Source organism: Pseudomonas sp. A125 (genome assembly GCF_055409485.1).
Genome location: NZ_JBUZVP010000005.1, coordinates 88,158 through 107,692, shown reverse-complemented (window position 1 = coordinate 107,692; position 19,535 = coordinate 88,158). Strand labels below are relative to the sequence as shown.

At 61.4% G+C, this 19,535-nt stretch carries 22 protein-coding genes; 9 read left to right on the top strand and 13 right to left on the bottom strand.

All coding sequences use genetic code 11. The annotated features are described in order from the left end of the window. Positions 1-14 precede the first annotated feature (14 nt). Complete coding sequence (locus ACZRN6_RS08815) at positions 15-617, bottom strand: TetR/AcrR family transcriptional regulator (protein WP_464007734.1); 603 nt, start codon at positions 615-617, stop codon at positions 15-17. A gap of 90 nt (positions 618-707) precedes the next feature. Between ACZRN6_RS08815 and ACZRN6_RS08810 the strand changes: the two genes are divergently transcribed. Further along, positions 708-1,313, top strand: a complete 606-nt coding sequence (locus ACZRN6_RS08810) for an NAD(P)H-dependent oxidoreductase (protein WP_464007733.1) — start codon at positions 708-710, stop codon at positions 1,311-1,313. Here ACZRN6_RS08810 and ACZRN6_RS08805 read toward each other — a convergent pair. Then, positions 1,310-2,179 (bottom strand): LysR substrate-binding domain-containing protein, encoded by an 870-nt coding sequence (locus ACZRN6_RS08805; RefSeq protein ID WP_464007732.1) that lies wholly within the window; start codon positions 2,177-2,179, stop codon positions 1,310-1,312. The genes ACZRN6_RS08810 and ACZRN6_RS08805 overlap by 4 nt on opposite strands. 107 nt (positions 2,180-2,286) lie before the next feature. On the opposite strand from ACZRN6_RS08805, the gene ACZRN6_RS08800 reads away from it, so the two are divergent. Together ACZRN6_RS08800 and ACZRN6_RS08795 are read left to right on the top strand one after the other, a co-directional pair. Next, entirely contained in the window at positions 2,287-2,565 is a 279-nt protein-coding gene (locus ACZRN6_RS08800) for a carboxymuconolactone decarboxylase family protein (protein WP_464007731.1), read from the top strand. A gap of 4 nt (positions 2,566-2,569) precedes the next feature. Next, on the top strand, positions 2,570-2,944 hold the full coding sequence (locus ACZRN6_RS08795; RefSeq protein WP_322145426.1) for a tautomerase family protein: 375 nt from the start codon (positions 2,570-2,572) through the stop codon (positions 2,942-2,944). Between the two features lies 1 nt (position 2,945). Here the strand turns inward: ACZRN6_RS08795 and ACZRN6_RS08790 are convergent, their stop codons facing one another. The 7 genes from ACZRN6_RS08790 to ACZRN6_RS08760 form a co-directional block, all read right to left on the bottom strand. After that, positions 2,946-3,335: a hypothetical protein gene (locus tag ACZRN6_RS08790; RefSeq protein WP_464007730.1), complete on the bottom strand. Its 390-nt coding sequence runs from the start codon at positions 3,333-3,335 to the stop codon at positions 2,946-2,948. Between the two features lie 32 nt (positions 3,336-3,367). Beyond that, on the bottom strand, positions 3,368-4,624 hold the full coding sequence (aroA, locus tag ACZRN6_RS08785; protein WP_464007729.1) for a 3-phosphoshikimate 1-carboxyvinyltransferase: 1,257 nt from the start codon (positions 4,622-4,624) through the stop codon (positions 3,368-3,370). A gap of 259 nt (positions 4,625-4,883) precedes the next feature. After that, positions 4,884-5,438 carry a UPF0149 family protein gene (locus ACZRN6_RS08780; RefSeq protein WP_464007728.1) on the bottom strand — a complete coding sequence of 185 codons (555 nt, stop codon included), beginning with the start codon at positions 5,436-5,438 and terminating at the stop codon, positions 4,884-4,886. Positions 5,439-5,525: 87 nt separating this feature from the next. Next, the gene (locus ACZRN6_RS08775) at positions 5,526-6,779 is read right to left on the bottom strand and encodes a chloride channel protein (RefSeq protein WP_464007727.1); all 1,254 of its coding nucleotides are present in this window, start codon (positions 6,777-6,779) and stop codon (positions 5,526-5,528) included. Positions 6,780-6,893: 114 nt separating this feature from the next. Next, a complete protein-coding gene (locus ACZRN6_RS08770) occupies positions 6,894-7,577 on the bottom strand; it encodes an anti-sigma factor (protein WP_322145421.1) in 684 nt (227 codons plus the stop codon). Next, positions 7,574-8,101, bottom strand: coding sequence for a sigma-70 family RNA polymerase sigma factor (locus ACZRN6_RS08765; RefSeq protein ID WP_464007726.1), 528 nt, complete (start codon positions 8,099-8,101; stop codon positions 7,574-7,576). Before ACZRN6_RS08765 ends, ACZRN6_RS08770 begins: the two co-directional genes overlap by 4 nt. Positions 8,102-8,172: 71 nt before the next feature. Further along, positions 8,173-8,694 (bottom strand): DUF3455 domain-containing protein, encoded by a 522-nt coding sequence (locus ACZRN6_RS08760; protein ID WP_464007725.1) that lies wholly within the window; start codon positions 8,692-8,694, stop codon positions 8,173-8,175. A 137-nt stretch (positions 8,695-8,831) separates the two neighbouring features. Between ACZRN6_RS08760 and ACZRN6_RS08755 the strand changes: the two genes are divergently transcribed. Continuing rightward, a complete protein-coding gene (locus tag ACZRN6_RS08755; protein WP_464007724.1) occupies positions 8,832-9,611 on the top strand; it encodes a class I SAM-dependent methyltransferase in 780 nt (259 codons plus the stop codon). 82 nt (positions 9,612-9,693) lie between these two features. Further along, on the top strand, positions 9,694-10,479 hold the full coding sequence (locus ACZRN6_RS08750) for a sulfite exporter TauE/SafE family protein (RefSeq protein ID WP_322145418.1): 786 nt from the start codon (positions 9,694-9,696) through the stop codon (positions 10,477-10,479). Here the strand turns inward: ACZRN6_RS08750 and ACZRN6_RS08745 are convergent. Next, complete coding sequence (locus tag ACZRN6_RS08745) at positions 10,476-11,711, bottom strand: acyl-CoA dehydrogenase family protein (RefSeq protein WP_464007723.1); 1,236 nt, start codon at positions 11,709-11,711, stop codon at positions 10,476-10,478. The two genes, ACZRN6_RS08750 and ACZRN6_RS08745, sit on opposite strands and share 4 nt — an antisense overlap. 262 nt (positions 11,712-11,973) lie before the next feature. On the opposite strand from ACZRN6_RS08745, the gene sfnG reads away from it, so the two are divergent. Then, positions 11,974-13,065, top strand: a complete 1,092-nt coding sequence (sfnG, locus tag ACZRN6_RS08740) for a dimethylsulfone monooxygenase SfnG (protein WP_322145416.1) — start codon at positions 11,974-11,976, stop codon at positions 13,063-13,065. On the opposite strand, the gene ACZRN6_RS08735 is transcribed toward sfnG, so the two are convergent. Beyond that, positions 13,049-14,149, bottom strand: a complete 1,101-nt coding sequence (locus ACZRN6_RS08735) for a peptidase C39 family protein (protein ID WP_464007722.1) — start codon at positions 14,147-14,149, stop codon at positions 13,049-13,051. The two genes, sfnG and ACZRN6_RS08735, sit on opposite strands and share 17 nt — an antisense overlap. Before the next feature lie 94 nt (positions 14,150-14,243). Here ACZRN6_RS08735 and ACZRN6_RS08730 point away from each other — a divergent pair, with 94 nt between their 5' ends. Both ACZRN6_RS08730 and ACZRN6_RS08725 read left to right on the top strand, forming a co-directional pair. After that, complete coding sequence (locus ACZRN6_RS08730) at positions 14,244-15,830, top strand: RimK family protein (RefSeq protein ID WP_464007721.1); 1,587 nt, start codon at positions 14,244-14,246, stop codon at positions 15,828-15,830. Between the two features lie 6 nt (positions 15,831-15,836). Further along, a complete protein-coding gene (locus ACZRN6_RS08725; RefSeq protein WP_464007720.1) occupies positions 15,837-16,778 on the top strand; it encodes a magnesium transporter CorA family protein in 942 nt (313 codons plus the stop codon). A gap of 134 nt (positions 16,779-16,912) precedes the next feature. Here ACZRN6_RS08725 and map read toward each other — a convergent pair whose 3' ends face one another. Together map and ACZRN6_RS08715 are read right to left on the bottom strand one after the other, a co-directional pair. Beyond that, entirely contained in the window at positions 16,913-17,674 is a 762-nt protein-coding gene (gene map, locus ACZRN6_RS08720; RefSeq protein WP_464007719.1) for a type I methionyl aminopeptidase, read from the bottom strand. Next, positions 17,671-17,874 carry a ParD-like family protein gene (locus ACZRN6_RS08715; RefSeq protein ID WP_017475587.1) on the bottom strand — a complete coding sequence of 68 codons (204 nt, stop codon included), beginning with the start codon at positions 17,872-17,874 and terminating at the stop codon, positions 17,671-17,673. The genes map and ACZRN6_RS08715 overlap by 4 nt, the downstream gene beginning before the upstream one ends. A gap of 259 nt (positions 17,875-18,133) precedes the next feature. Between ACZRN6_RS08715 and ilvA the strand changes: the two genes are divergently transcribed. Further along, positions 18,134-19,153, top strand: coding sequence for a threonine ammonia-lyase, biosynthetic (gene ilvA, locus ACZRN6_RS08710; RefSeq protein WP_464007718.1), 1,020 nt, complete (start codon positions 18,134-18,136; stop codon positions 19,151-19,153). The last annotated feature ends 382 nt before the right edge of the window (positions 19,154-19,535 follow it).

The following is a 19,535-nucleotide window of genomic DNA, read 5'->3' as shown; positions in this document are numbered from 1 at the left end:
TGTGTTTAATTCTTTTAAGGACGGCCCCGATTGACCATAGCCTTGATGCTTGCAAACAGCTCCTCCTGCGCCTCCAACGGGCTGATTTCCCCGCTGGCGGCGGCATGGGACAGGGCATCTGCCGCGCCCAACATTGCACGTAAACCTGCCTGCCCGATCACACCGTCCACGGCAAAGGGGGCGAGGGCATCGCGGCACTTGCCGAGGAATATCACGTCGTACTCACGCTTGATGGTTTCCAGCTCCGGGCTGCCGGCGAGCGCCGCAATCACGCCCGGTATTTCACGCCCCTGCAGCAACACACAATCGACATAACACGAAGCGATCACCCAAGCGCGGTCGTCCAGGGTGGCGTCGCTGGTCTCGATTGCGGTGGAAAATACCTGGTTCTGACGCGCGTCGAAATCTTCATACAACGCCGCCAACAGCCCCGCACGAGTGCCGAAATGGTCATACACCACCGGCTTGGTAACACCGGCCAATTCGGCAAGATGCCCCAGCGTCAGGGCGTCAGTGCCTTCTTCGCGCACCAGTTGCCAGGCCACGTCGAGCAACTGGCGTAGCCGGTCATCCCGGGACAGGCGACGGCGAGGGGCAGGGGATTGATCGCTTGACATGCTTATATACCAAAAGTAACTTACCAACGGTAACTTAGCTCAAGCCTACTCAATTTGCCTTTTCGCCGCTACCCCGAAGGAGTGACTGCCATGCACGCCCTGATCGTTATTGCTCACCACGACCCACAGTCCCTGACCCACAGCCTCGCCAAACAAGCCGCTGCTGGCATCACGGCCGCCGGCCATACCTTCGAAATCGCCGACCTCGCCGCCGAAGGCTTCGACCCACGCTACAACGCCGCCGACCATAAAGTGCACCGCACCCGGGCCACGCCGCCGGCCGATGTGCTGGCCGAACAGGCCCGGCTCGACCGCGCCGATGCACTGGTGCTGGTGTTCCCGATTTTCTGGTGGTCAATGCCGGCCTTGCTCAAGGGCTGGGTCGACCGGGTGTTCGTCAACGGCTGGGCGATTGACTACAGCCTGGAAACCAAAGTGGTGAAAAAACTCGGCCACCTGCAGGTTCACTTGCTGGGCGTCGGCGGGGCGGACGAGGGGGTGTTTGAACGCCACGGCTATGCCAATGCCATGCGCACGCAAATCGACCATGGGATCTTTGATTACTGTGGGGCGCAGGTGCTGACGTCCGAGTTGCTGCTGGACTCGGAGAGCGGCGCGGCCGAGCAGCATCTGGAGACGGTGGCGAAGTTGGGGCGACAACTGTTCGTCACGCTGGCCGCCTGCGAGCCTGCCTAAAAAGCCGGTTGTTCCAGGCTGCCCTGTATCAGCGTCGCCAACTGAGCGACTGCCGCGCTCGGCGCCTGATGGCTGCGATGCAGGGCGTAGCCAAGGGACGGCACCGGCGGCAGCCCGTCGAGCACACGCAGGTGCGCCGGCAACCCGATGCGGGTGCGCAAGGTCACGCCCAACCCGGCATCGACCGCCGCCCAGATCCCGCCCACGCTCGGGCTGGTCAACGCAATGCGCCAGGCAATCCCGGCACGGTCCAGCGCCTCGGTGGCCGCGCTGCGCAATACACAGGGCGCCTCGAACATCACCAGTGGCAGCGGCGCATCCTCGGCGCGCGGCAGTGGTGGCTTGTCGCGCGGCCCGATCCAGTGCATCGGTGTTTGCCCCAGGCGCGTGGAGTTGGACTTGGCGTGGCCAGTTTCCCAGGTCAGCGCCAGGTCCAGGCTGGCGCTGTCGATCAGCGCCAGCAGTTCGGCGTTGCGGCCAATCCGCACTTCGAGGCTGATCATCGGGTACAGCCTGGCGAAGCGCCGCAGGATGTCACTGAGCACATGCTCGCCAAAATCCTCCTGTAAGCCCAGGCGCAAGGTGCCGGCGGTTTGGGTTTCGTGGAGGCTGCTGAAGATGCTGTCATTGAGTTCGAGCAATCGCCTGGCATGACTCAGCAGCACCTCGCCCACCGGTGTCAACGCCAGGCCGCGCCCGGATTTACTCAGCACCGGCGTGCCGACCTGTTCTTCGAGTTTCTTTAATTGCGCGCTGACGGCCGAGGTCGAACGACCCAGGCGGTCCGCCGCCCTGGCAAAGCTGTTCAGTTCCACGCCCGTCACGAAGGTACGCAGTACATCAAGGTCGAAGGTGGGGCGGCGCATTGGATAGTCCATTAAAGCGGGATGGTGGGTGCCATTAAATCTGATATTCGGAACGATCCTGGCTTGCTAGTTTTTGCCCGTCAACTGAATTGTCGGAGCGAGAGTCCATGAGCAACAAATTTACCGAGCTGACCCGCGATGTGCTGTTCGCCGACATCTGGGAGCGTGATGGCCTGTCGCCCAGGGAGCGCAGCCTGATCACTGTGGCGGCATTGGTGGCGATGTATCGCCTGGAGCAATTGCCGTTTCACTTGCAGCGCGCGATGGGCAACGGAGTGAGCGTCGATGAGCTGGGCGAAGTCATCACTCACTTGGCGTTTTATTCCGGTTGGCCGACGGCGGCGTCGGCGCTGAACCTGCTGGCAGCCATCAATCCTGCGGAGTAACCCCATGCCTTACGCCCGAATCTCCCTGCATCGTGGGAAATCCCCCGAGTACCTGCAAGCGCTGTCCCAGGGGCTGCATGACGCCCTGGTTGAAAGCTTCAAGATTCCTGACGCGGATCGTTTTCATGTGATCCACCAGCATGAAGTGGGCGAGATGATCATCGACCCCAACTACCTGGGTGGCCCACGCAGCCACGACTATGTATTGATCGCGATCACCGGCGGCAAACCTCGTGATACCGAGACCAAACGCTGCTTCTACCGGGTGCTGGTGGAGCGATTGGAGGCGGCCATAGGGCTGAACCCTGAGGATGTGATGGTGGTGATTACCACGACCGCGGCGGATGAGTGGTCGTTTGCGGGTGGCAGGGGGAACTGACTCAAAGCTCCCGAAACAAGTCATTAGCATCCAGCAACCGATACGCAATCTCCGGCCGCTTCTCCATGCCCTTGCGAATCGCCGCCGGAATCGACTGCCGGGTCTTGCGACACAGCCCCGGTAACTCGTCGATGACGATCTGAATCCCGCGCATCGTCTTCACTTCCGTATGACCTGGCGCGATGTGCACGCGGATGCCCAGTTGCTGGTGCATCAGCTGTTGCATGCGTTCCAGGTCCGACAGGCTTTGCAGGTTTTCAAGGCGTTCGAGCAGGCGTTTTTCTTCCTGGCGCGTCAAATGCAGGATGCGTGCATCGGTGCCGGCTGTGTCGAGCAGTTGCTCGCGATTGCAGTCGCAGGCGCCGGGTGGGCAGGGTTGGCGAATCGTCATGAAGTCTCCCTCCCGTTACCGGCGCCGATGGCTTACCAGGTCAAATGGACCCCAAGGCTTTCCAGCTCTTTCCAGTACTCAGGATAGGTCTTGCCGACGCAGTCCGGGTCCTGAATCCTGATGCCCGACACTTTCAGGCCCGCCAGGGCAAAGCACATGGCGATGCGGTGGTCGGCATGGGTGTCGATCAGCGCGTTGCAGGTGGTGCCTGCCAAGGCCGGATCGCTGGCCACCAGCAAATCATCACCTTCAATGGTTGCCAAGCCCGGGCGGATTTCATTCAGACCGTCATGCAGGGCTTGCACCCGGTCACATTCCTTGACCCGCAGGTTGGCCAGTTCGGTGAAGCGCACCGGTGTGTTATTGAAGGCGGCCAATACGGCGAGGGTGGGGATTGCATCCTGCATTTGCGAGCCGACGACCACCGGCTGCATGTGCGGGAATTGCGCGATCACTGCCTGGGCCTTGGCGTCGGGCTGGGTGAAATCCTGCGGGGCGACACCGAGGTCGATGTGGCCACCGGTCAACACTTCGGCGGCCCACAAATAGGTGGCGGCGGAAGCGTCAGGCTCGATCAGGTAATCATGGGCGGTGTAGCCGGTGGGGGCCACGCGCCAGGTGCTTTCATCGACGATGTCCACTTGGGCACCGAAGGCGCGCATGCAGTCCAGGGTCAGGTCGACGTAGCCACGGGCGCCGATGTCCTTGCCGGTCAGCGCCACTTCGATCGGGGCGTCGCCGCATGCTGCCAGCATCAGCAGCGCCGACACGTACTGGCTCGACAGGCCGCCGTCGATCTCGAAACGCTTGGCCTGCACCCGGCCGGTGCCGTGCACGGTGACCGGCGGGCAGCCGGTAGGGCTGTCAACCTTGATGCCATTTTGGCCGAGGGTCGCGAGCAGCGGGCCGATCGGGCGTTTTTGCATGTAGGCGTCGCCGTCCAGCACTACGGTGCCGTGTACGGTGGCCACGGCAGCGGTGAGAAAGCGCATCGCGGTGCCGGCGTTGCCGAGGAACAGCGGTTGCGCCGGCAATTGCAGCTTGCCCAGGCTGGTGACGACGAACGTGGTGTCGTCCGGTTCATCGATCACCACGCCCATCTGCCGCAGGGCCACCGACATGTGCCGGGTGTCGTCGCTTTTCAACGCGCCGCTCAAGCGGCTGGTGCCCTTGGCCAGGGCGGCCAGCAGCAGGGCACGGTTGGTAATGGATTTGGAGCCGGGGGGCGCTACCTTGCCGTTCAATGGAAAGTTGGGCGGTGTAACGGTCACGGTTTTCTGCGAACTCAAGGTACAAGGCTCCTGCTTCAAGGCGGCTGGCGTTTGGCGGACACGAATAATCGGCCAAACACGCCACCGTTGTCGAGCGGGGATCGTTGATATTCAGGGGTTACGACGACGTGGGGCACCACTGGTCGAACGGCAGGTGCGTGGTTTGAGCGTCAAGTGACGTTGCCCAAGGGCAAACAAGGCCGGCATGTGTTGGTGCTGATTTAATGTGGCGAGCAAGCTCCCTCGCCACAGGCATTGTGTTCAGGTGCAAGGTAAGTCAGCGTTGAACCAACCAGTAATCGTGCAGCGCACGGGCGGCCGGTTCGATTGTAGCTACCCGTTGTTGATGGGCATCAACATCCAGGTCTGCCGGCAGTTCAAAGTTGTCCTGCTCGGCGCACCAGGAAATCTTCTCAAACTGCCCGGCCTGTTCGGCAGGCAGCTCCGGCCAGTTGCCGATGGCCGCGCCACGGATATAGCCAAAACACCATTCTTCCGCCAGGGTCAGTGGCTGGCCCTGATGCTCGGTTTCTTCAAAGCGCGCTTTAAAGCCTTGCGCATCGGTCGCCAGTTGCTTGGCGATGGCGTTCATATGGCGCACGCACAGTTCAAGGAACTGCCCGGCTTCTTCCGGGCTTTCCCAATCCGGGTTCTGCCCACCAAAGATGCCGGGGAACCATTCGGCCACATCCACCTGCGCAGGGCTTGAGACCAGTGCGGTGAAGTAGCCGTCAAGCTCGGCCAGGTTCAGCACCGAGTGATCATCGCCGTACTTGAGCAGGGTTTCGTCGATGAATTCGAAATCGGCGGAGGTGAGGGGTTGGTCGAGCATGGGCCTGTCCTTTGTGCGTGGAACGCCGCTGATGGGGCGGCTGAAAGCGCGGAGGATGGCGCGTGTCAGGTTTTTAATCCAGCCTCTTCAGCACTTTTCCCACAACACGCACAGCTTGCTCATGCACATCGAGCCCGCTACCGCGAGAATGATCGGCACCAGGAAGTCGTGATCGATGCGGGTAAATTCCGCCACCAGCACAATCGCCGTCAGCGGCATGCTCATGCTCGACGCCAGGAACGCCGCCGCGCCAATGATCGCAAACGCGCCCAGCGGCACGCCGGGCCACAGCAGGCTCCATGCGCCGCCGAGGATGATCGCCAGCAATGCGCCGTTGGCCAGCGCCGGGGTCAACAGGCCGCCTTCGGCACCGGCGCGCAGGCTGCTGGCGGTGATCAGTACCTTGACCACCAACAGCACAGCGGCGAGGGCGATGGTCAGCTCATTGTCGAAGCCCAACTGCGCTGGGCCTTTGCCGTTGCCGAGGATCTGCGGCAGGAAAATCGCCAGGCCACCGATGATCGTGAAGTTGATCAACGACAATACCGGCAGCCGCCAACCACGGGCGGCATGGCTGCGGGCTGCGCCGGTCAGGCGCGTGAACCCATAGGCGGCCAGGCCAAACACCGGGCCGCAGATCAGCGCCCAGGCGATCAGGCCGGGGCTGAGTACAAAGTGTGGCACTACGTATTGCGACTCGGCCCCCAGGCCAATCCAGGCCACCGATGCGCCGATGGCCGAGGTGGCCAGCGCAATCACCGCCGCCGGCCAGCTGAACACGCCCACCAACACCTCAAGCACAAACACCGCGCCGCCCAGCGGCACGTTGTACACCGCCGCCAACCCGGCGCCCGCACCGCAGGCGACGATCAGCCGGTGCATGTCGGGTGCCAGGCGGGCCCGTTGTGACAACCAGGTGGCGGCCAGCGCGCCGACTTCCCGTGGCGCCACTTCACGGCCCAGTGGCGACCCGAGGGCCACGGTGATGATTTGCAGCACGGCGTGGGCGAGGGTGGTCTTGGGCGGCATGATCGGCGCGTCGGCCGAGACGGCTTGCTTGATGCTTACCAACGGGCGGCCATAGCGATAGATCAGCCACCAACCGATGCCTGCGATGAGGCCGCAGCTCATCAGCACCAGCACCCGGCGTTCGGGTGAGGCAGCGGTGACACCGAGCAAAAAGGTTTCATGGCTGATCAGGCTGTCGAGGCTGTAGCCGTACGCCAGGTGCTGGATGCCGTGCAGCAGCAACGCCAGGAGCATGCCACCCAGGCCGGCGCCGATGCCGGTAAAGATGACGACGAGGGCGAGAATCAGCAGCGAACGGGTTTTTGAGGGCATGGAGGGTCCAGGGAGCCGGGTTTTCGAGGCCGATTCTATAGCGCAATGCTGACGCCATAGCCCCGAGATGTAATGCAAGTGCGCGAACCGGCCTTGCACAACATTGCATTACGTTCAGATTACTTTAACGGCCCGGCCAATTGCCTGAATCGGACCTGTCGGCTTGCCGGTTTTCGAGCCGCCCGGGTTTTCCAGGGTCAGCTCAAACAGCTGGTTCGGCGCCAGCGGCGGGAGTTTGTCCAGGGGCACTGATAACGTCTGCCCGGGCTTGACCAAACCCAGCGACACCGGGCCTTGCCAGTCTTCGCCCTTGGTCCAGAACTGCAAGGTCTTGTCGGCCGGTACTTCCATGACGCCCAGTGGAATCAGCTGGATTTTCTGATCATTACTCGCCTGAATCACCCAGCCCGGCGCCTGGTTTTGCGGGGCGACCAACACCACCACATAAGCGGTCGGGGTCACGCTAGCCGTACGGGTCAGCAACAGCGATGCCAGGACCAGGCTTGCCGCGATGCCGGCGCCAGCCAGCCCGCGCCACAATGCCAGTCTGTTCCACCACGAGACGGGTGGGTCCTGGCTAGCTGAATGCCCCAGGCTGCCCTCGATGCGTCGCCATAAATAAACCGAAGGCGTCGCGGGCGCAGCCTGTTCTGTCAATGGCAGCAGGCGCTGTTCCCAGGCGTCCACCGCCGCACGTAATTCGGGGTCGGTTGCCAGGCGTTGTTGCACTTCTGCGCGTTGCTCGGCGGGCAAGGTGCCGAGCACGTATTCGCTGGCCAGTTCGTCGATGCTGTTCATGCCATGCACTCACGCAATGCCGCGAGGCTGCGTTTGATCCACGCTTTCACGGTGCCCAGCGGGGCGCCGAGTTTGCGCGCGATTTCAGTGTGGGAGTAACCGTCTACATACGCATGCAGGATGCAGTTGCGCCGGGCCGGGTCGAGTTGTTCGAGGCAGTTGTAGAGGCGTCCCGAGCGCGCCTGGTAGTCGAAAGTGTCGGTGTGTTCGGTGGTTTCATGCTCTTCGCCGAGGGGCATTTCGCGGCCTTTGCTGCGCATGGCATTGAGCGCCAGGTGCCGGGTAACGCTGTACACCCAGCCGCGGGCCGAGCCTTTGTGGGGGTCAAAGCTGGCGGCGCCATTCCAGATCTTGATAAAGGCGTCATGCACGATGTCTTCGGCTACCGCCTTGTCACGCACGATGCGCAAGGCAACCCCCAGCAGCCGGCTGCTTTCCTGTTGATACAGGCGATGCAGGGCCGGTTGTTCGCCACGGGCGCAAGCCAGCAGGCAGGCTTCATAGTCAAAATCGGCTTCAGGCAAAGACAGGGTTCCCTGGTGGAGGCCGCGGCGGTGAGCCCGGGGCGCTTTGGCAGCAGCGTAGACGAGTTTGGTTAATTGGCCGCCCAGAAGATGTAGTCGGCCTGGTACTTCACCACTTCCTGCTTGCCCTTGTTGGCCGCCGTGCATTCGGCACTCGGCGCCACGCCTCCCTTGAGGGCCACCCGCTGAATGTACGCGACGTTAGTCATCGCGCCCTTGCCTTCGGCAGGGTTGGCCTTGACCAGTTGATAGGGCAAGTTGCCGGCACTGGACGGCGCAACCGCCAACTGGGTGCCTGTGACTTTCGAACCGTCCTTGGCCTGCCAGGTGGCAGGCGGGCCGAAGCAAGTGCCGACCTGCTGGCCGGCGCGGTCATTGAGCACGGCCTTGGGCCCGACGAAAAACCATTCGGTCTGGCCGACGGCGTTGGCCTTGTCCCGGCATTCGTAGGTGATTTCGCCGACCCCGGTGGTTTCCATCGCCACCTTGTGACCGTCCGGCACCTTGATGCTGTCGGGCAAGCCGGTCTGGGCAAAGGCGGTGGGTGCAGCAACGAACAGGCAGGTCACGCAGAACAAGGCTTTGACGTTCATCGATGTCTCTCCATTAGGGCAGCGAGGTGCTGCTACCGGTACTACCCACGACACGTGCAAACGGATGCAGCGATTAGAAAATAAATCGGCAAGGGCGCACACTGTGGGCCCCCGCACTCCCAGAGGAGAGATTGGCAATGACCGGTGTTCACACGTCTGCTCAACAGGGTTTCTCTACTCAAGCCGTCACGTACGCTCAAGGTCGGCCGGATTACCCACGACAACTCACGGGCTGGCTGACCGACGCCCTGCAGATCACTCCCCACTCCACAGTCATCGACCTGGGCGCCGGCACTGGCAAGTTCACCCGTTTGCTCAACACCGTGGCGCCGAGGTTGATCGCGGTTGAGCCGGTGGAGGCGATGGGCGCTCAGTTGAAAAAACTGCTGCCGGATGTGCGCCTGCTGTCGGGCACCGCAGAAGCCATCCCGCTTGATGCGGCGGCCGCCGATGCGTTGGTGTGTGCCCAGGCGTTTCACTGGTTCTCCACGGAAGCGGCCCTGGCGGAAATTCACCGGGTGCTCAAGCCGGACGGCCGCCTGGGGTTGATCTGGAATGTGCGGGACGAATCAGTGGACTGGGTCGCGGCGATCACCGAAATCATCACGCCCTACGAGGGCGACACGCCGCGTTTTCACACCGGGCGTTGGCGCGAGGCATTTACCGGCGAGTATTTTTCCGCCCCCGAAATGACCTGCTTTCCCTACAGCCATGTGGGCAGCCCCCAGGAGGTGATCATGGATCGCTTCCTCTCCGTGAGCTTTATCGCGGCGTTACCAGAGGCGCAAAAGGCGCGGGTCACCGAGCAGCTACATGCGCTGATCAATACCCATCCGGACTTGCGCGGTCGTGAAACGGTCGCGTTCCCGTACCAGACCCAAGCCTATTGCAGTCAGCGACTGACAAGAAAGGCATAAAGTCAGATCTTTTTGATATAAGTCGTTATAAGAAAAATCGCTATGCTGCGGCCAGAATTTTATAAGGCCGCAGGTAGTTGTAATGGATGTGGGTAATTTTGGTTTCTCGATTGCTGGCCTGATTGTTGGATTCATCGTGGGAATGACCGGTGTAGGCGGGGGCTCGTTGATGACGCCGATCCTGCTCTGGTTCGGCATCAACCCGGCCACTGCCGTGGGCACCGACCTGTTGTATGCCGCCATCACCAAGTCTGGTGGGGTATTGGTTCACAGCAAGAACCGCAACATCGACTGGACCATCACCGGCTGGTTGACCCTGGGCAGCGTGCCTGCAGTGTTGCTGACCTTGTGGTTCCTCAAGAGCCTGAACACCGATCCCGCCGCCTTGAACGCGGTCATCAAGCAGTCCCTCGGCGTGGTGTTGCTGCTGACGGCCACCGCGATCCTGTTCAAGAACAAACTGTTGGCGTTCGCCCAGCGGCATGCCGGCGATGACTACAAGATGGCGCCGCGCAACCTCAATGCGTTGACCATCATCACCGGCGCGGTCCTCGGCACCATGGTTGCCCTGACCTCCATTGGCGCGGGCGCGCTGGGCACCGTGGCGCTGTTTATCCTGTACCCGTTCCTGGCCACCAAGCGCCTGGTGGGCACCGAGATCGCCCACGCCGTGCCCCTGACCCTGGTCGCGGGCCTCGGCCACGCGAGCATGGGCAACATGGACTGGCACCTGCTGGGCTTCCTGTTGCTGGGCTCGCTGCCGGGGATTTATGTCGGCAGCCATATGGCCGGCAAGGTCCCGGACGGGATCTTGCGCCCGTGCCTGGCGTTCATGCTGGTGATGATCGGCTTCAAGCTGGCGTTTTAACGCGCCGGCCCATTGCCGATCTGCCACACGAACGGCGGCTCGCTGGCGTTGATTACCCAGTCGCCGACAATCCGCGCCTTGTAGATCACCGGGTTGTGGGACGACACGGTGCGGGCGTTGCGCCAGTGCCGGTCGAGGGATTTGCCCTGGCGCACATCTGACGCGCCAAGTGCGTTGAACAGTTCGGTGGTGGCGCGCTGGATCAGTTCCGAGACCACCACCTGCGCCGTGGCGGATTCGATCTCAGCGGCGACATTGGCCTCTCGCTCCACGGCATCATCCCCGCCGAATCGCGCTATGTAAGCTCGTTGCGCCGGGTGGGTGGCCTTCAAGGCACTGGCTTGGGCGGCATACACCAGCGCCGCCACTTCGCCCACCACCTGCTGAATCTGTGAGTCCTGGCTCACATGGGCGGCGTTGCCGTGGCTGTAGATCCGCTTGCGGCTGCGCACCTGATGCGCCACATCGTTGAGGGCTGCGCGGCCAATACCGGCCAGGGTGGCGAGTAGCACCAACTGGTAAAACGCGGTCTGGTACTTGAAACGGGTAGCGAAGTCGATGACGTTTTCTGCCTCTACCACGGCATCGGTAAAGCGCGAGGTGCCGCTGCCGGTGGTGCGCTGGCCAAAGCCGTCCCAGTCATCGCTTTGCACCACGCCAGGCTGGCGGGTGCGGGTGGCGGCAATCACATCGGCGCCGGTGTCGCTGCGTTGGGCGTACACGTCAATCCAGTCGGAAAACAGGCTGCCGGTGCTGTAGAACTTTTCACCGTTGAGCTTCCATTTGTCGCCATCGGGGCTGACTTGGGTGCCGACGTCGCCGATGGCTACGCCGCCGATTTCGGTCCAGGCGCAGCCGACGATGTCGCCGTCGACAAAGCGCTTGAACCAGATGTCCCGCGCCGCGCCGGGCGCGGCATTCAGGCGGTCTTCGGCAAATGCAAAATGCCCGCGCAGGGCCTGCGGTACATTGGAATCGGCTTCGGCCAGCTCAATCAGCAATTCAAACAACTGCGGCAGGGAGGCGCCACCGCCGCCGTACTCCACCGGCACACGCACGGCGCCGAAGCCGGCTTGCTTGAGCCACTGGATGGGCTCGTAGGGCAGGGCGCGGGTTTGCTCACGCTCCACGGCACCCTCGGCGATGCGTTGGAAGATCGGGCGGAAGCGTTCGGCCAGGGCGGGATAGTCCACGCCGATGGACAGTGGATTGATCACGTGGTGTTCGGTCATGGGACGGCTCCTGGGCAGTTGAATAGTGAAGCCGTTGCACAGTCCATGCCGGGCGCCAAGGCGCGTATTTACGGGCGCGGGGCGAATTCAACTGTTGCTGGTGCAACAGCAAAACGACAAACCGCTGCAATCGGTGACACCTCGGCGTCGGGTGATTTTCGCCCGCGTCAGTGCTGGAGGGCTTGCCGCCCGGGCCTGTCACGAGCGCTGGCACGCTTGCTGCTCCACACCGTGTACAAGCCAATGTGCGAGGTACAGTCCGATGAGTCAGCAAGCCGTAAAATTTGCCTACTGGGTGCCCAATGTCAGCGGTGGGCTGGTGGTCAGCAAGATCGAACAACGCACCGATTGGGGCATCGACTACAACCGCAAACTGGCGCAGTTGGCCGAGGAAGCCGGCTTTGAATACGCCCTCACGCAGATTCGGTTCACCGCCGGTTATGGCGCCGAATACCAGCATGAGTCCGTTGCCTTCAGCCACGCGCTGCTGGCGGCCACCACCACGCTCAAGGTGATCGCGGCAATCCTGCCTGGCCCGTGGCAGCCAGCCCTGGCGGCCAAGCAACTGGCAACTATCGACCAACTCACCAATGGCCGTGTGGCGGTGAACATTGTCAGCGGCTGGTTCAAGGGCGAGTTCCAGGCCATTGGCGAACACTGGCTGGAGCACGATGAACGTTACCGGCGGTCCGAGGAATTCATCCGCGCTCTGAAAGGTATCTGGACGCAGGACAATTTCACCTTCAAGGGCGATTTCTACCGCTTCAACAACTACAGCCTCAAACCCAAGCCACTGGGCGAGCCACACCCGGAAATCTTCCAGGGCGGCAGTTCGCGGGCGGCGCGGGACATGGCCGCGCGGGTGTCGGACTGGTACTTCACCAACGGCAATACGCCGGAAGGCATCAAGGCCCAGGTCGACGACATTCGCGCCAAGGCGGCGGCCAACAACCACTCGGTGAAAGTTGGAGTGAACGCGTTTGTGATTGCCCGCGACACCGAGGAAGAGGCCCGCGCCGTGCTCGCGCAAATCATCGAGCAAGCCGACCCCGAAGCCGTCAACGCGTTTGGCGATGCGGCGAAGCAGGCGGGCAAGGCTTCACCGGAAGGTGAGGGCAATTGGGCCAAGTCGACCTTTGAGGATCTGGTGCAGTACAACGACGGCTTCAAGACCAACCTGATCGGCACCCCGCAACAGATCGCCGAACGCATTGTCGCGTTGAAGGCCGTAGGCGTGGACCTGGTGCTGGCCGGCTTCCTGCACTTCCAGGAAGAGGTCGAGTACTTCGGCAAACGCGTACTGCCGCTGGTGCGCGAACTGGAGGCCAAGGCCGGGATCAAGCAAGTCGCCTGAACACCACTACCGCTGCGCGTAATTTGTTGTTGCCGAACCGGCACATGCGCTCGAACTCCCCGTGGCTGACCGGCAGATGCTGGCAGTCCATGGGTTGGCGATGCTGGCTGTGGTCCACGTCCGGGTCGTGCAGGTACACGAAGTCTTCGTCGCAGTCGGTGACGATCACCCAATGGGGTGACTTGGAGCGGGTGAGCCGGTAGCTGCTGATCAACACCAGCGGCTGCCCGCCGTCGCGCAGCACCTGGGGTAAATCCAGCGGGCCGCCGAGCACTTGCTCAACGTCACTCAATGCCAGTTCTTCCTCGAAGGCGTCATGCACCAAACGCATGACGTCTTTTTTATGCGCGTCCCGTACCCCGTCGAGAAATAACGGCCCGCGCACATTGACCTGCATGCGCACCCGAAAGCCCCGACGCCAGGCGGCCAGGGCCAGGCCTTGGGGGCTGCAACCGCCATGGCCGGCGGTCATGAACACGGTGGTTGCCTCGCGCCATATCTGCAGTTCTTCCCGGCGTTGGGCCACCCGCGCAGGTTCCAGCGCGCCCATGGCCATCAGCAGGCTGGCGGCGCCGCAGGTGAAGTCGGTGGTCTGCTGGTAATAGGGCACGCTCAGGGCGCGTGCGTCCTGGTGCTGAAGGATACGTTTCTCCAGGCGCAGGGCGGGGGCGTGGTCTTCGTAGTAGTCGTTGACCAGGGCAAAGCGCCGGTAGCCGTTGCGCTCGTACAGGGCAATGGCGCCGGGGTTGTCGGTGCGTACTTCCAGGCGCAGGTACGCGCAGTCATGATCGACGGCGCAGGCTTCGATGCGCGTCAGCAGTTGCTTGCCCAGTCCCAGGCCCCGGGACGACTCGGCGATGGCGATGGAATACAGGCGCGCCAAGGAGGTGCCACGGTGGAACAGCACCAGGGCGTAGCCGAGCAAATCGTCGTCCTTTTCTGCTACCAGCAGTTGCCCGTGGGCGCGGCTGACCATCCACTGGAAGCTGCGGGTGGAGAGCCGGTCCGTGGTGAAACAGTGCTGTTCCAGTGCCACCAATTGGGGCACGTCTTCGGGTGTTGCAACGCGAAAGGAAAGAGCCATGTGACCGCCGTAAAAGTTACGTAACGAAACGGGACTTCTCTAAAAGATCGTGCTTAATAGAAAAGGTCTAGTTCTCTAAAGCGGATCAATCACTATGTCAGCGGTACAAGGTCATTGGCGTGAAGTATCCGAGCAAACAGTGGCGGCGACAATAACTTCCAGCGGTTATTTTTCCAGCCCTCCCAAGAGTGCAAGCCAAGTCGTGATCATTGTCGAACGCAAGGAAGACTGGGCGTCTTACTTCCCCAGCGAAGACATCGTCACCGCCCAGGAATACCTTGAGCAAACCAGGGAAAACGAGACCGGCAAGCGCGTGCAGGTGATCAACCTGTGCCGCAGCTACAAGTACCTGGGCCACGGCTACTACTGCTCGCTGCTGGCCGAGGCAAGGGGCCACAAGGTGATTCCGTCGGTGCGCACCATCAGCGAGCTGACAAAAAAATCCCTGTATGGGCTGGCCCTGGTCGACCTGGATAAAACCCTCGATAAAGCCTTGAGTCATCACCTCTACAGCAACACTGAAGGCTTTACCCTGACACTTTATTTTGGCCGAACCAATATTGAACCGTTGCAGGATTTGGCCCGCCAGTTGTTTGAAGCATTTCCCTGTCCGATATTGCTAGTTGAGTTTCGCAAGAACAACGGCTGGCACATCGAAGGCATAAAGTCCGGCGTACTGCACAAGTTGCGCGATGACCAGGAAGATCAGTTTGCCAATGCGCTGGATAACTTCAGCCGCAAGATCTGGCGCCAACCGCGCTCCCGCCGTCTGGCCCGCTATGACCTGGCGATCCTGCACGACCCGCAGGAACAACTGCCGCCGTCCAACGCCCGCGCCCTGGAAAATTTCGTCCGGGTCGGCAAGGGGCTCGGCATCGACGTGGAACTGATCGAACGCAAGGACTACGCCCGCCTGGCCGAATACGACGCCCTGCTGATCCGCGAGACCACCAGCGTCGACAACCACACCTACCGCTTCGCGAAAAAGGCCGAAAGCGAAGGGCTGGTGGTGATGGACGACCCGGCCTCGATCCTGCGCTGTACCAACAAGGTCTACCTCACTGACCTGCTCAAAAGCCACCAACTGGGCATGCCCGCCACCGAAATCCTTTACAAGGAGCGACCCGAGGATTTTGAACGGGTGGGCGAGCGCCTCGGCTTCCCGCTAGTACTGAAGATCCCCGACGGGTGTTTCTCCCGGGGTGTGATCAAGGTGGAAAGCCAGCAAGCGCTGCTGACCGCCACCGCCGAGTTGTTCGAGCATTCTGTGTTGTTGCTGGCCCAGGAATTTTTCTACACCGAGTACGACTGGCGCATTGGCGTGCTCAACCGCAAACCGATCTTTGCCTGCCAGTACTTCATGTCCAAGGGCCATTGGCAGATCTACAATCACAAGGCCATCGGCCAGGACATCAACGGCGAATGCCGCACGTTGGCGGTCCACGAAGCCCCCAGGGCCGTGGTGGAACTGGCGGTAAAAACCGCCAACCTGATCGGCGACGGCCTGTACGGCGTCGACCTCAAGCAGTCCGGCGACAAGGTGGTGGTGATCGAGGTCAACGACAACCCCAACATGGACGCCGGCATCGAAGACGCCTACCTGCAAGACGATTTGTATTCCCTGGTACTGGAGGAGTTCGTGCGACGCCTGGAGCTGAAGCGTCAAGGCCAGGCGTGGTGACGCGCGATGATCCAGCGCTTTGAATTAGCCGATGGCAAGTTGTACAACAGCCTGGGGGACGACGCGAATGTGCTGCTGTTCAGCAACCCCGACCCCCATGAGCGCAAGTACCTGCGCGACTGCTACAAGCTCGATGAACATGCCCTGGCCTCGGCATTGGACCCGGACGAAGTATCGCGCATCGAGTTTCACCCCGATAACCTGTTCCTGATCTGGAAGCGCCCGGAGAACTATTCCGGCGGCGGCAACCTGGTGTTTGAAGTGGCGTCCTGCGGCTTGCTGTTTTCCGGCGACCAACTGCTGGTGATCGCCACCGACGACAGTCAGCTTTCCGGGCTGGGGGCACGGCGGCCGTTACACACGCCATTGGATGTGTTGCTGGACCTGCTGCTCAACAACATCCACCACTACCTGGGCCACCTCAAGGTGATCAAGATGGTCGCCCGGGAGTTGCAGCAGCAGTTCAACGCATCGATGAGCAACCGCCACCTGATGCAGATGTTCAACCTCAGCGAAAGCCTGATCTATTACATCAACGCCCTGCACAGCAACGGCGCAGTGCTGGCGCGCCTGCGAAACCATGCGGAAAAGGAGCATTTCAGCGCGCAAATACTGGGGCTGATCGATGACCTGATCATCGAGAACAACCAGTGCTACAAGCAGGCGGAGATTTACTCCAACGTGTTCTCCGGGCTGATCGATGCGCGGGGCAACCTGATGAACAACAGCATGAACAACCTGCTGCGCAAGCTGACGTTGATCAACGTGGTGTTCTTGCCGTTGAACCTGATTGCGAGTGTGGGCGGGATGTCGGAGTTCAGCATGATGACGGCAGGCACGCCGTGGTGGATTTCGTATCCATTGTTTATGGCTGCGATGGGGTTGGGGGCGGGGTTGATGGTGTTGGGGTTGAAGCGGGTTGCGGGCAGTGGCGACAAGGCAGTGTGACGATGTTCGGGAGGCTTGTTGTGGCGAGGGAGCTTGCTCCCGCTGGGCTGCGCAGCCGCCCCCAAAAGAACAGGAGCGCTGCGCACTCCAGCGGGAGCAAGCTCCCTCGCCACAGCAAGCTCCCTCGCCACAGGTTATTCGCCGGTGCTGTTTTGCAACGTCAACACCTCAAACCCGTCCCGCGTCACCGCCACGGTATGTTCCCACTGCGCCGACAAGCTGTTATCGCGGGTCACCACCGTCCAGCCGTCCTTCAAGCTGCGTACCTTGGCGCTGCCCTGGTTGAGCATCGGCTCAATGGTGAACACCATGCCTTCGCGCAGTTCCAGGCCGGCGCCGGGGCGGCCGAAGTGCAGGATCTGCGGGTCTTCGTGCATCTCGCGGCCTATACCGTGCCCGCAATATTCGCGCACTACGCTGTAGCCGTTGTTCTGGGCGTGGCTCTGGATGGCGTAGCCAATGTCTCCCAGGCGTGCACCGGGCTTGACCTGGTGGATCCCGGCCCACATCGCTTCAAAGGTCATTTCCACCAGGCGCCGGGCCTTGGGCGCGACGTTGCCGATCATGTACATCTTGCTGGAGTCGGCAATAAAGCCGCCTTTCTCCAGGGTGATGTCGATGTTGACGATGTCGCCGTCCTTGAGCACCGCGTTGGCGTTGGGCATGCCGTGGCACACCACCTCGTTGATCGAGGTGTTGATGCAAAAGGGGTAGTCGTACTGGCCCAGGCTTGCGGGCCGCGATTGCAGGTCATTGCGAATGTAGGCTTCTACGGCGCTGTCGATCTCCAGGGTCGACTGGCCGGCGGTCACGAAGCCGTCGAGCATGGTAAACACCTGAGCCAGCAGGCGGCCCGATTCGCGCATTACAGCAAGTTGCTCGGCAGTCTTGATCATTGAGCGCGCCCCCGGATCAGGTCGGGTTTGTCCAGTAGCAATTTGTTGATCAAGTCGTTGTAGGCCAGGTGCGGATTAAGTTCGGCCAGCAGGCCGATCTTGATCCAGAACTCGGCCTGGGCGTTGATGGAACGGTCCATGGTGGCGCTGGCCAGACGGAGTTGTTCGTGCAGTTGGTCGGTGATCTTGACGATGCCCATGATGTTCACTGTGCCGGGTTGATATACAAAGCGTATACGTTTCGTATGCTCCGCGTAAAGCCTGGCGTTTCGCCATTGACTTTGCCTGCCAGCGCCGGTTAATTTTGATTCATGACATTTCAAACGTTTCGTTGCCAGCCAAGCATTATTACCGCCATTCCTCATTTGGCGGGATAGCGCTCGGCTGCACCCAAACCCGCCCTAGAGGCGGGTTTTGTTTTTCCGTCTCCAGGGCCCTGTAAACACCCAGGAGACACCCATGAGTACCCGCCCGGCGAGTCAGACCCCAGACTCGGGATTGCTTGAGCACTACTTAAAGAAGATCCTGGCAGCACCCGTGTATGACCTGGCGGTGCGTACGCCGTTGCAGGCGGCACCGGCCCTTTCGGCCTTGCTGGGCAATCAAATCCTGCTCAAGCGTGAAGACCTGCAACCGACCTTTTCCTTCAAGATTCGCGGTGCGTATAACAAGCTGGTGCAGCTCACTGACGCGCAAAAGGCCCGCGGCGTGATCACCGCGTCGGCGGGCAATCATGCCCAAGGCGTCGCGCTGGCCGCACGGGAACTGGGGATCAAGGCAACCATCGTCATGCCGTGCAGCACTCCCGAGCTGAAAGTGCTGGGCGTGCGCTCCCGCGGCGGCGAGGCAGTGTTGCACGGGGCCAGCTTCCCCTTTGCGCTGGCCCACGCGCTGCAGTTGGCCGAGGCCACGGGCAGTACCTTTGTTTCGCCCTTCGACGACCCGGACGTGATTGCAGGTCAAGGCACCGTGGGAATGGAAGTACTGCGCCAGCAGCAGGGCCCGTTGGACGCGATTTTTGTGCCGGTGGGCGGCGGCGGTTTGATCGCCGGTATCGCGGCCTATGTCAAATACCTGCGCCCTGAAGTACGCATCATCGGCGTCGAGCCCGAAGGCTCCAGTTGCCTGTTGGCAGCGTTGCGCGCGGGCAGTCGGGTGGTGCTGCCGAGTGTCGACGGTTTTGCCGATGGCACGGCCGTCGCGCAGATCGGCGCCCATGGCTTTGAGATCTGCCGGCACCATGTGGACGAGGTGATTACTGTCAGCAATGACGCGTTGTGTAGCGCAATAAAGCTGATCTACGACGACACGCGATCGATCACCGAGCCTTCAGGTGCCCTGGCAGTGGCCGGCATGCACAAGCATGTCGCCACGACGGGTATCCAGGGGGAAACATGGGTAGCGATCAACTCGGGAGCGAATATCAACTTCGATAGTTTGCGCCATGTTGCCGAGCGAGTGGCCGCCCAGGCAGGTTAAACGTTTAATCTAAAAAAGTTTAACCGAGTGCGACCCACTCATTTGGATAGAGGCTTTTGGCGTGCGGTAACTCGTTTCAAACAACGCTGGCGCCAGTACCTTTCAAATTGCATGAGGCCATTGAGGGCGCCTTGCAGAATGCACGACCCTGCAGCGCGTTACTTATTACAAGTCGTTGATTTTTATATGCGAAGCGGCAGTATCGCGCACGGCATGTTTAGTGCTTATAAAGATCTTGTTACAACCACGCTGGGACCGGAGACAGCCCCACCAGCGCTGCAAATGCGTGGGTTAGTGGCAGTCCGCCACGTAACTTATATAAGTAACGCAGCCGCTTATGAGGAAAGGTTCCAACGCATCCGGATCGGGCCGGGTAGGCTTG

Bases quoted from the DNA above. Each gene is read 5' to 3' on its own strand.
- ACZRN6_RS08815 (WP_464007734.1), bottom strand. From the start codon at position 617: ATGTCAAGCGATCAATCCCCTGCCCCTCGCCGTCGCCTGTCCCGGGAT.
- ACZRN6_RS08810 (WP_464007733.1), top strand. From the start codon at position 708: ATGCACGCCCTGATCGTTATTGCTCACCACGACCCACAGTCCCTGACC.
- ACZRN6_RS08805 (WP_464007732.1), bottom strand. From the start codon at position 2,179: ATGCGCCGCCCCACCTTCGACCTTGATGTACTGCGTACCTTCGTGACG.
- ACZRN6_RS08800 (WP_464007731.1), top strand. From the start codon at position 2,287: ATGAGCAACAAATTTACCGAGCTGACCCGCGATGTGCTGTTCGCCGAC.
- ACZRN6_RS08795 (WP_322145426.1), top strand. From the start codon at position 2,570: ATGCCTTACGCCCGAATCTCCCTGCATCGTGGGAAATCCCCCGAGTAC.
- ACZRN6_RS08790 (WP_464007730.1), bottom strand. From the start codon at position 3,335: ATGACGATTCGCCAACCCTGCCCACCCGGCGCCTGCGACTGCAATCGC.
- ACZRN6_RS08780 (WP_464007728.1), bottom strand. From the start codon at position 5,438: ATGCTCGACCAACCCCTCACCTCCGCCGATTTCGAATTCATCGACGAA.
- ACZRN6_RS08775 (WP_464007727.1), bottom strand. From the start codon at position 6,779: ATGCCCTCAAAAACCCGTTCGCTGCTGATTCTCGCCCTCGTCGTCATC.
- ACZRN6_RS08770 (WP_322145421.1), bottom strand. From the start codon at position 7,577: ATGAACAGCATCGACGAACTGGCCAGCGAATACGTGCTCGGCACCTTG.
- ACZRN6_RS08760 (WP_464007725.1), bottom strand. From the start codon at position 8,694: ATGAACGTCAAAGCCTTGTTCTGCGTGACCTGCCTGTTCGTTGCTGCA.
- ACZRN6_RS08755 (WP_464007724.1), top strand. From the start codon at position 8,832: ATGACCGGTGTTCACACGTCTGCTCAACAGGGTTTCTCTACTCAAGCC.
- ACZRN6_RS08750 (WP_322145418.1), top strand. From the start codon at position 9,694: ATGGATGTGGGTAATTTTGGTTTCTCGATTGCTGGCCTGATTGTTGGA.
- ACZRN6_RS08745 (WP_464007723.1), bottom strand. From the start codon at position 11,711: ATGACCGAACACCACGTGATCAATCCACTGTCCATCGGCGTGGACTAT.
- sfnG (WP_322145416.1), top strand. From the start codon at position 11,974: ATGAGTCAGCAAGCCGTAAAATTTGCCTACTGGGTGCCCAATGTCAGC.
- ACZRN6_RS08735 (WP_464007722.1), bottom strand. From the start codon at position 14,149: ATGGCTCTTTCCTTTCGCGTTGCAACACCCGAAGACGTGCCCCAATTG.
- ACZRN6_RS08730 (WP_464007721.1), top strand. From the start codon at position 14,244: ATGTCAGCGGTACAAGGTCATTGGCGTGAAGTATCCGAGCAAACAGTG.
- ACZRN6_RS08725 (WP_464007720.1), top strand. From the start codon at position 15,837: ATGATCCAGCGCTTTGAATTAGCCGATGGCAAGTTGTACAACAGCCTG.
- map (WP_464007719.1), bottom strand. From the start codon at position 17,674: ATGATCAAGACTGCCGAGCAACTTGCTGTAATGCGCGAATCGGGCCGC.
- ACZRN6_RS08715 (WP_017475587.1), bottom strand. From the start codon at position 17,874: ATGGGCATCGTCAAGATCACCGACCAACTGCACGAACAACTCCGTCTG.
- ilvA (WP_464007718.1), top strand. From the start codon at position 18,134: ATGAGTACCCGCCCGGCGAGTCAGACCCCAGACTCGGGATTGCTTGAG.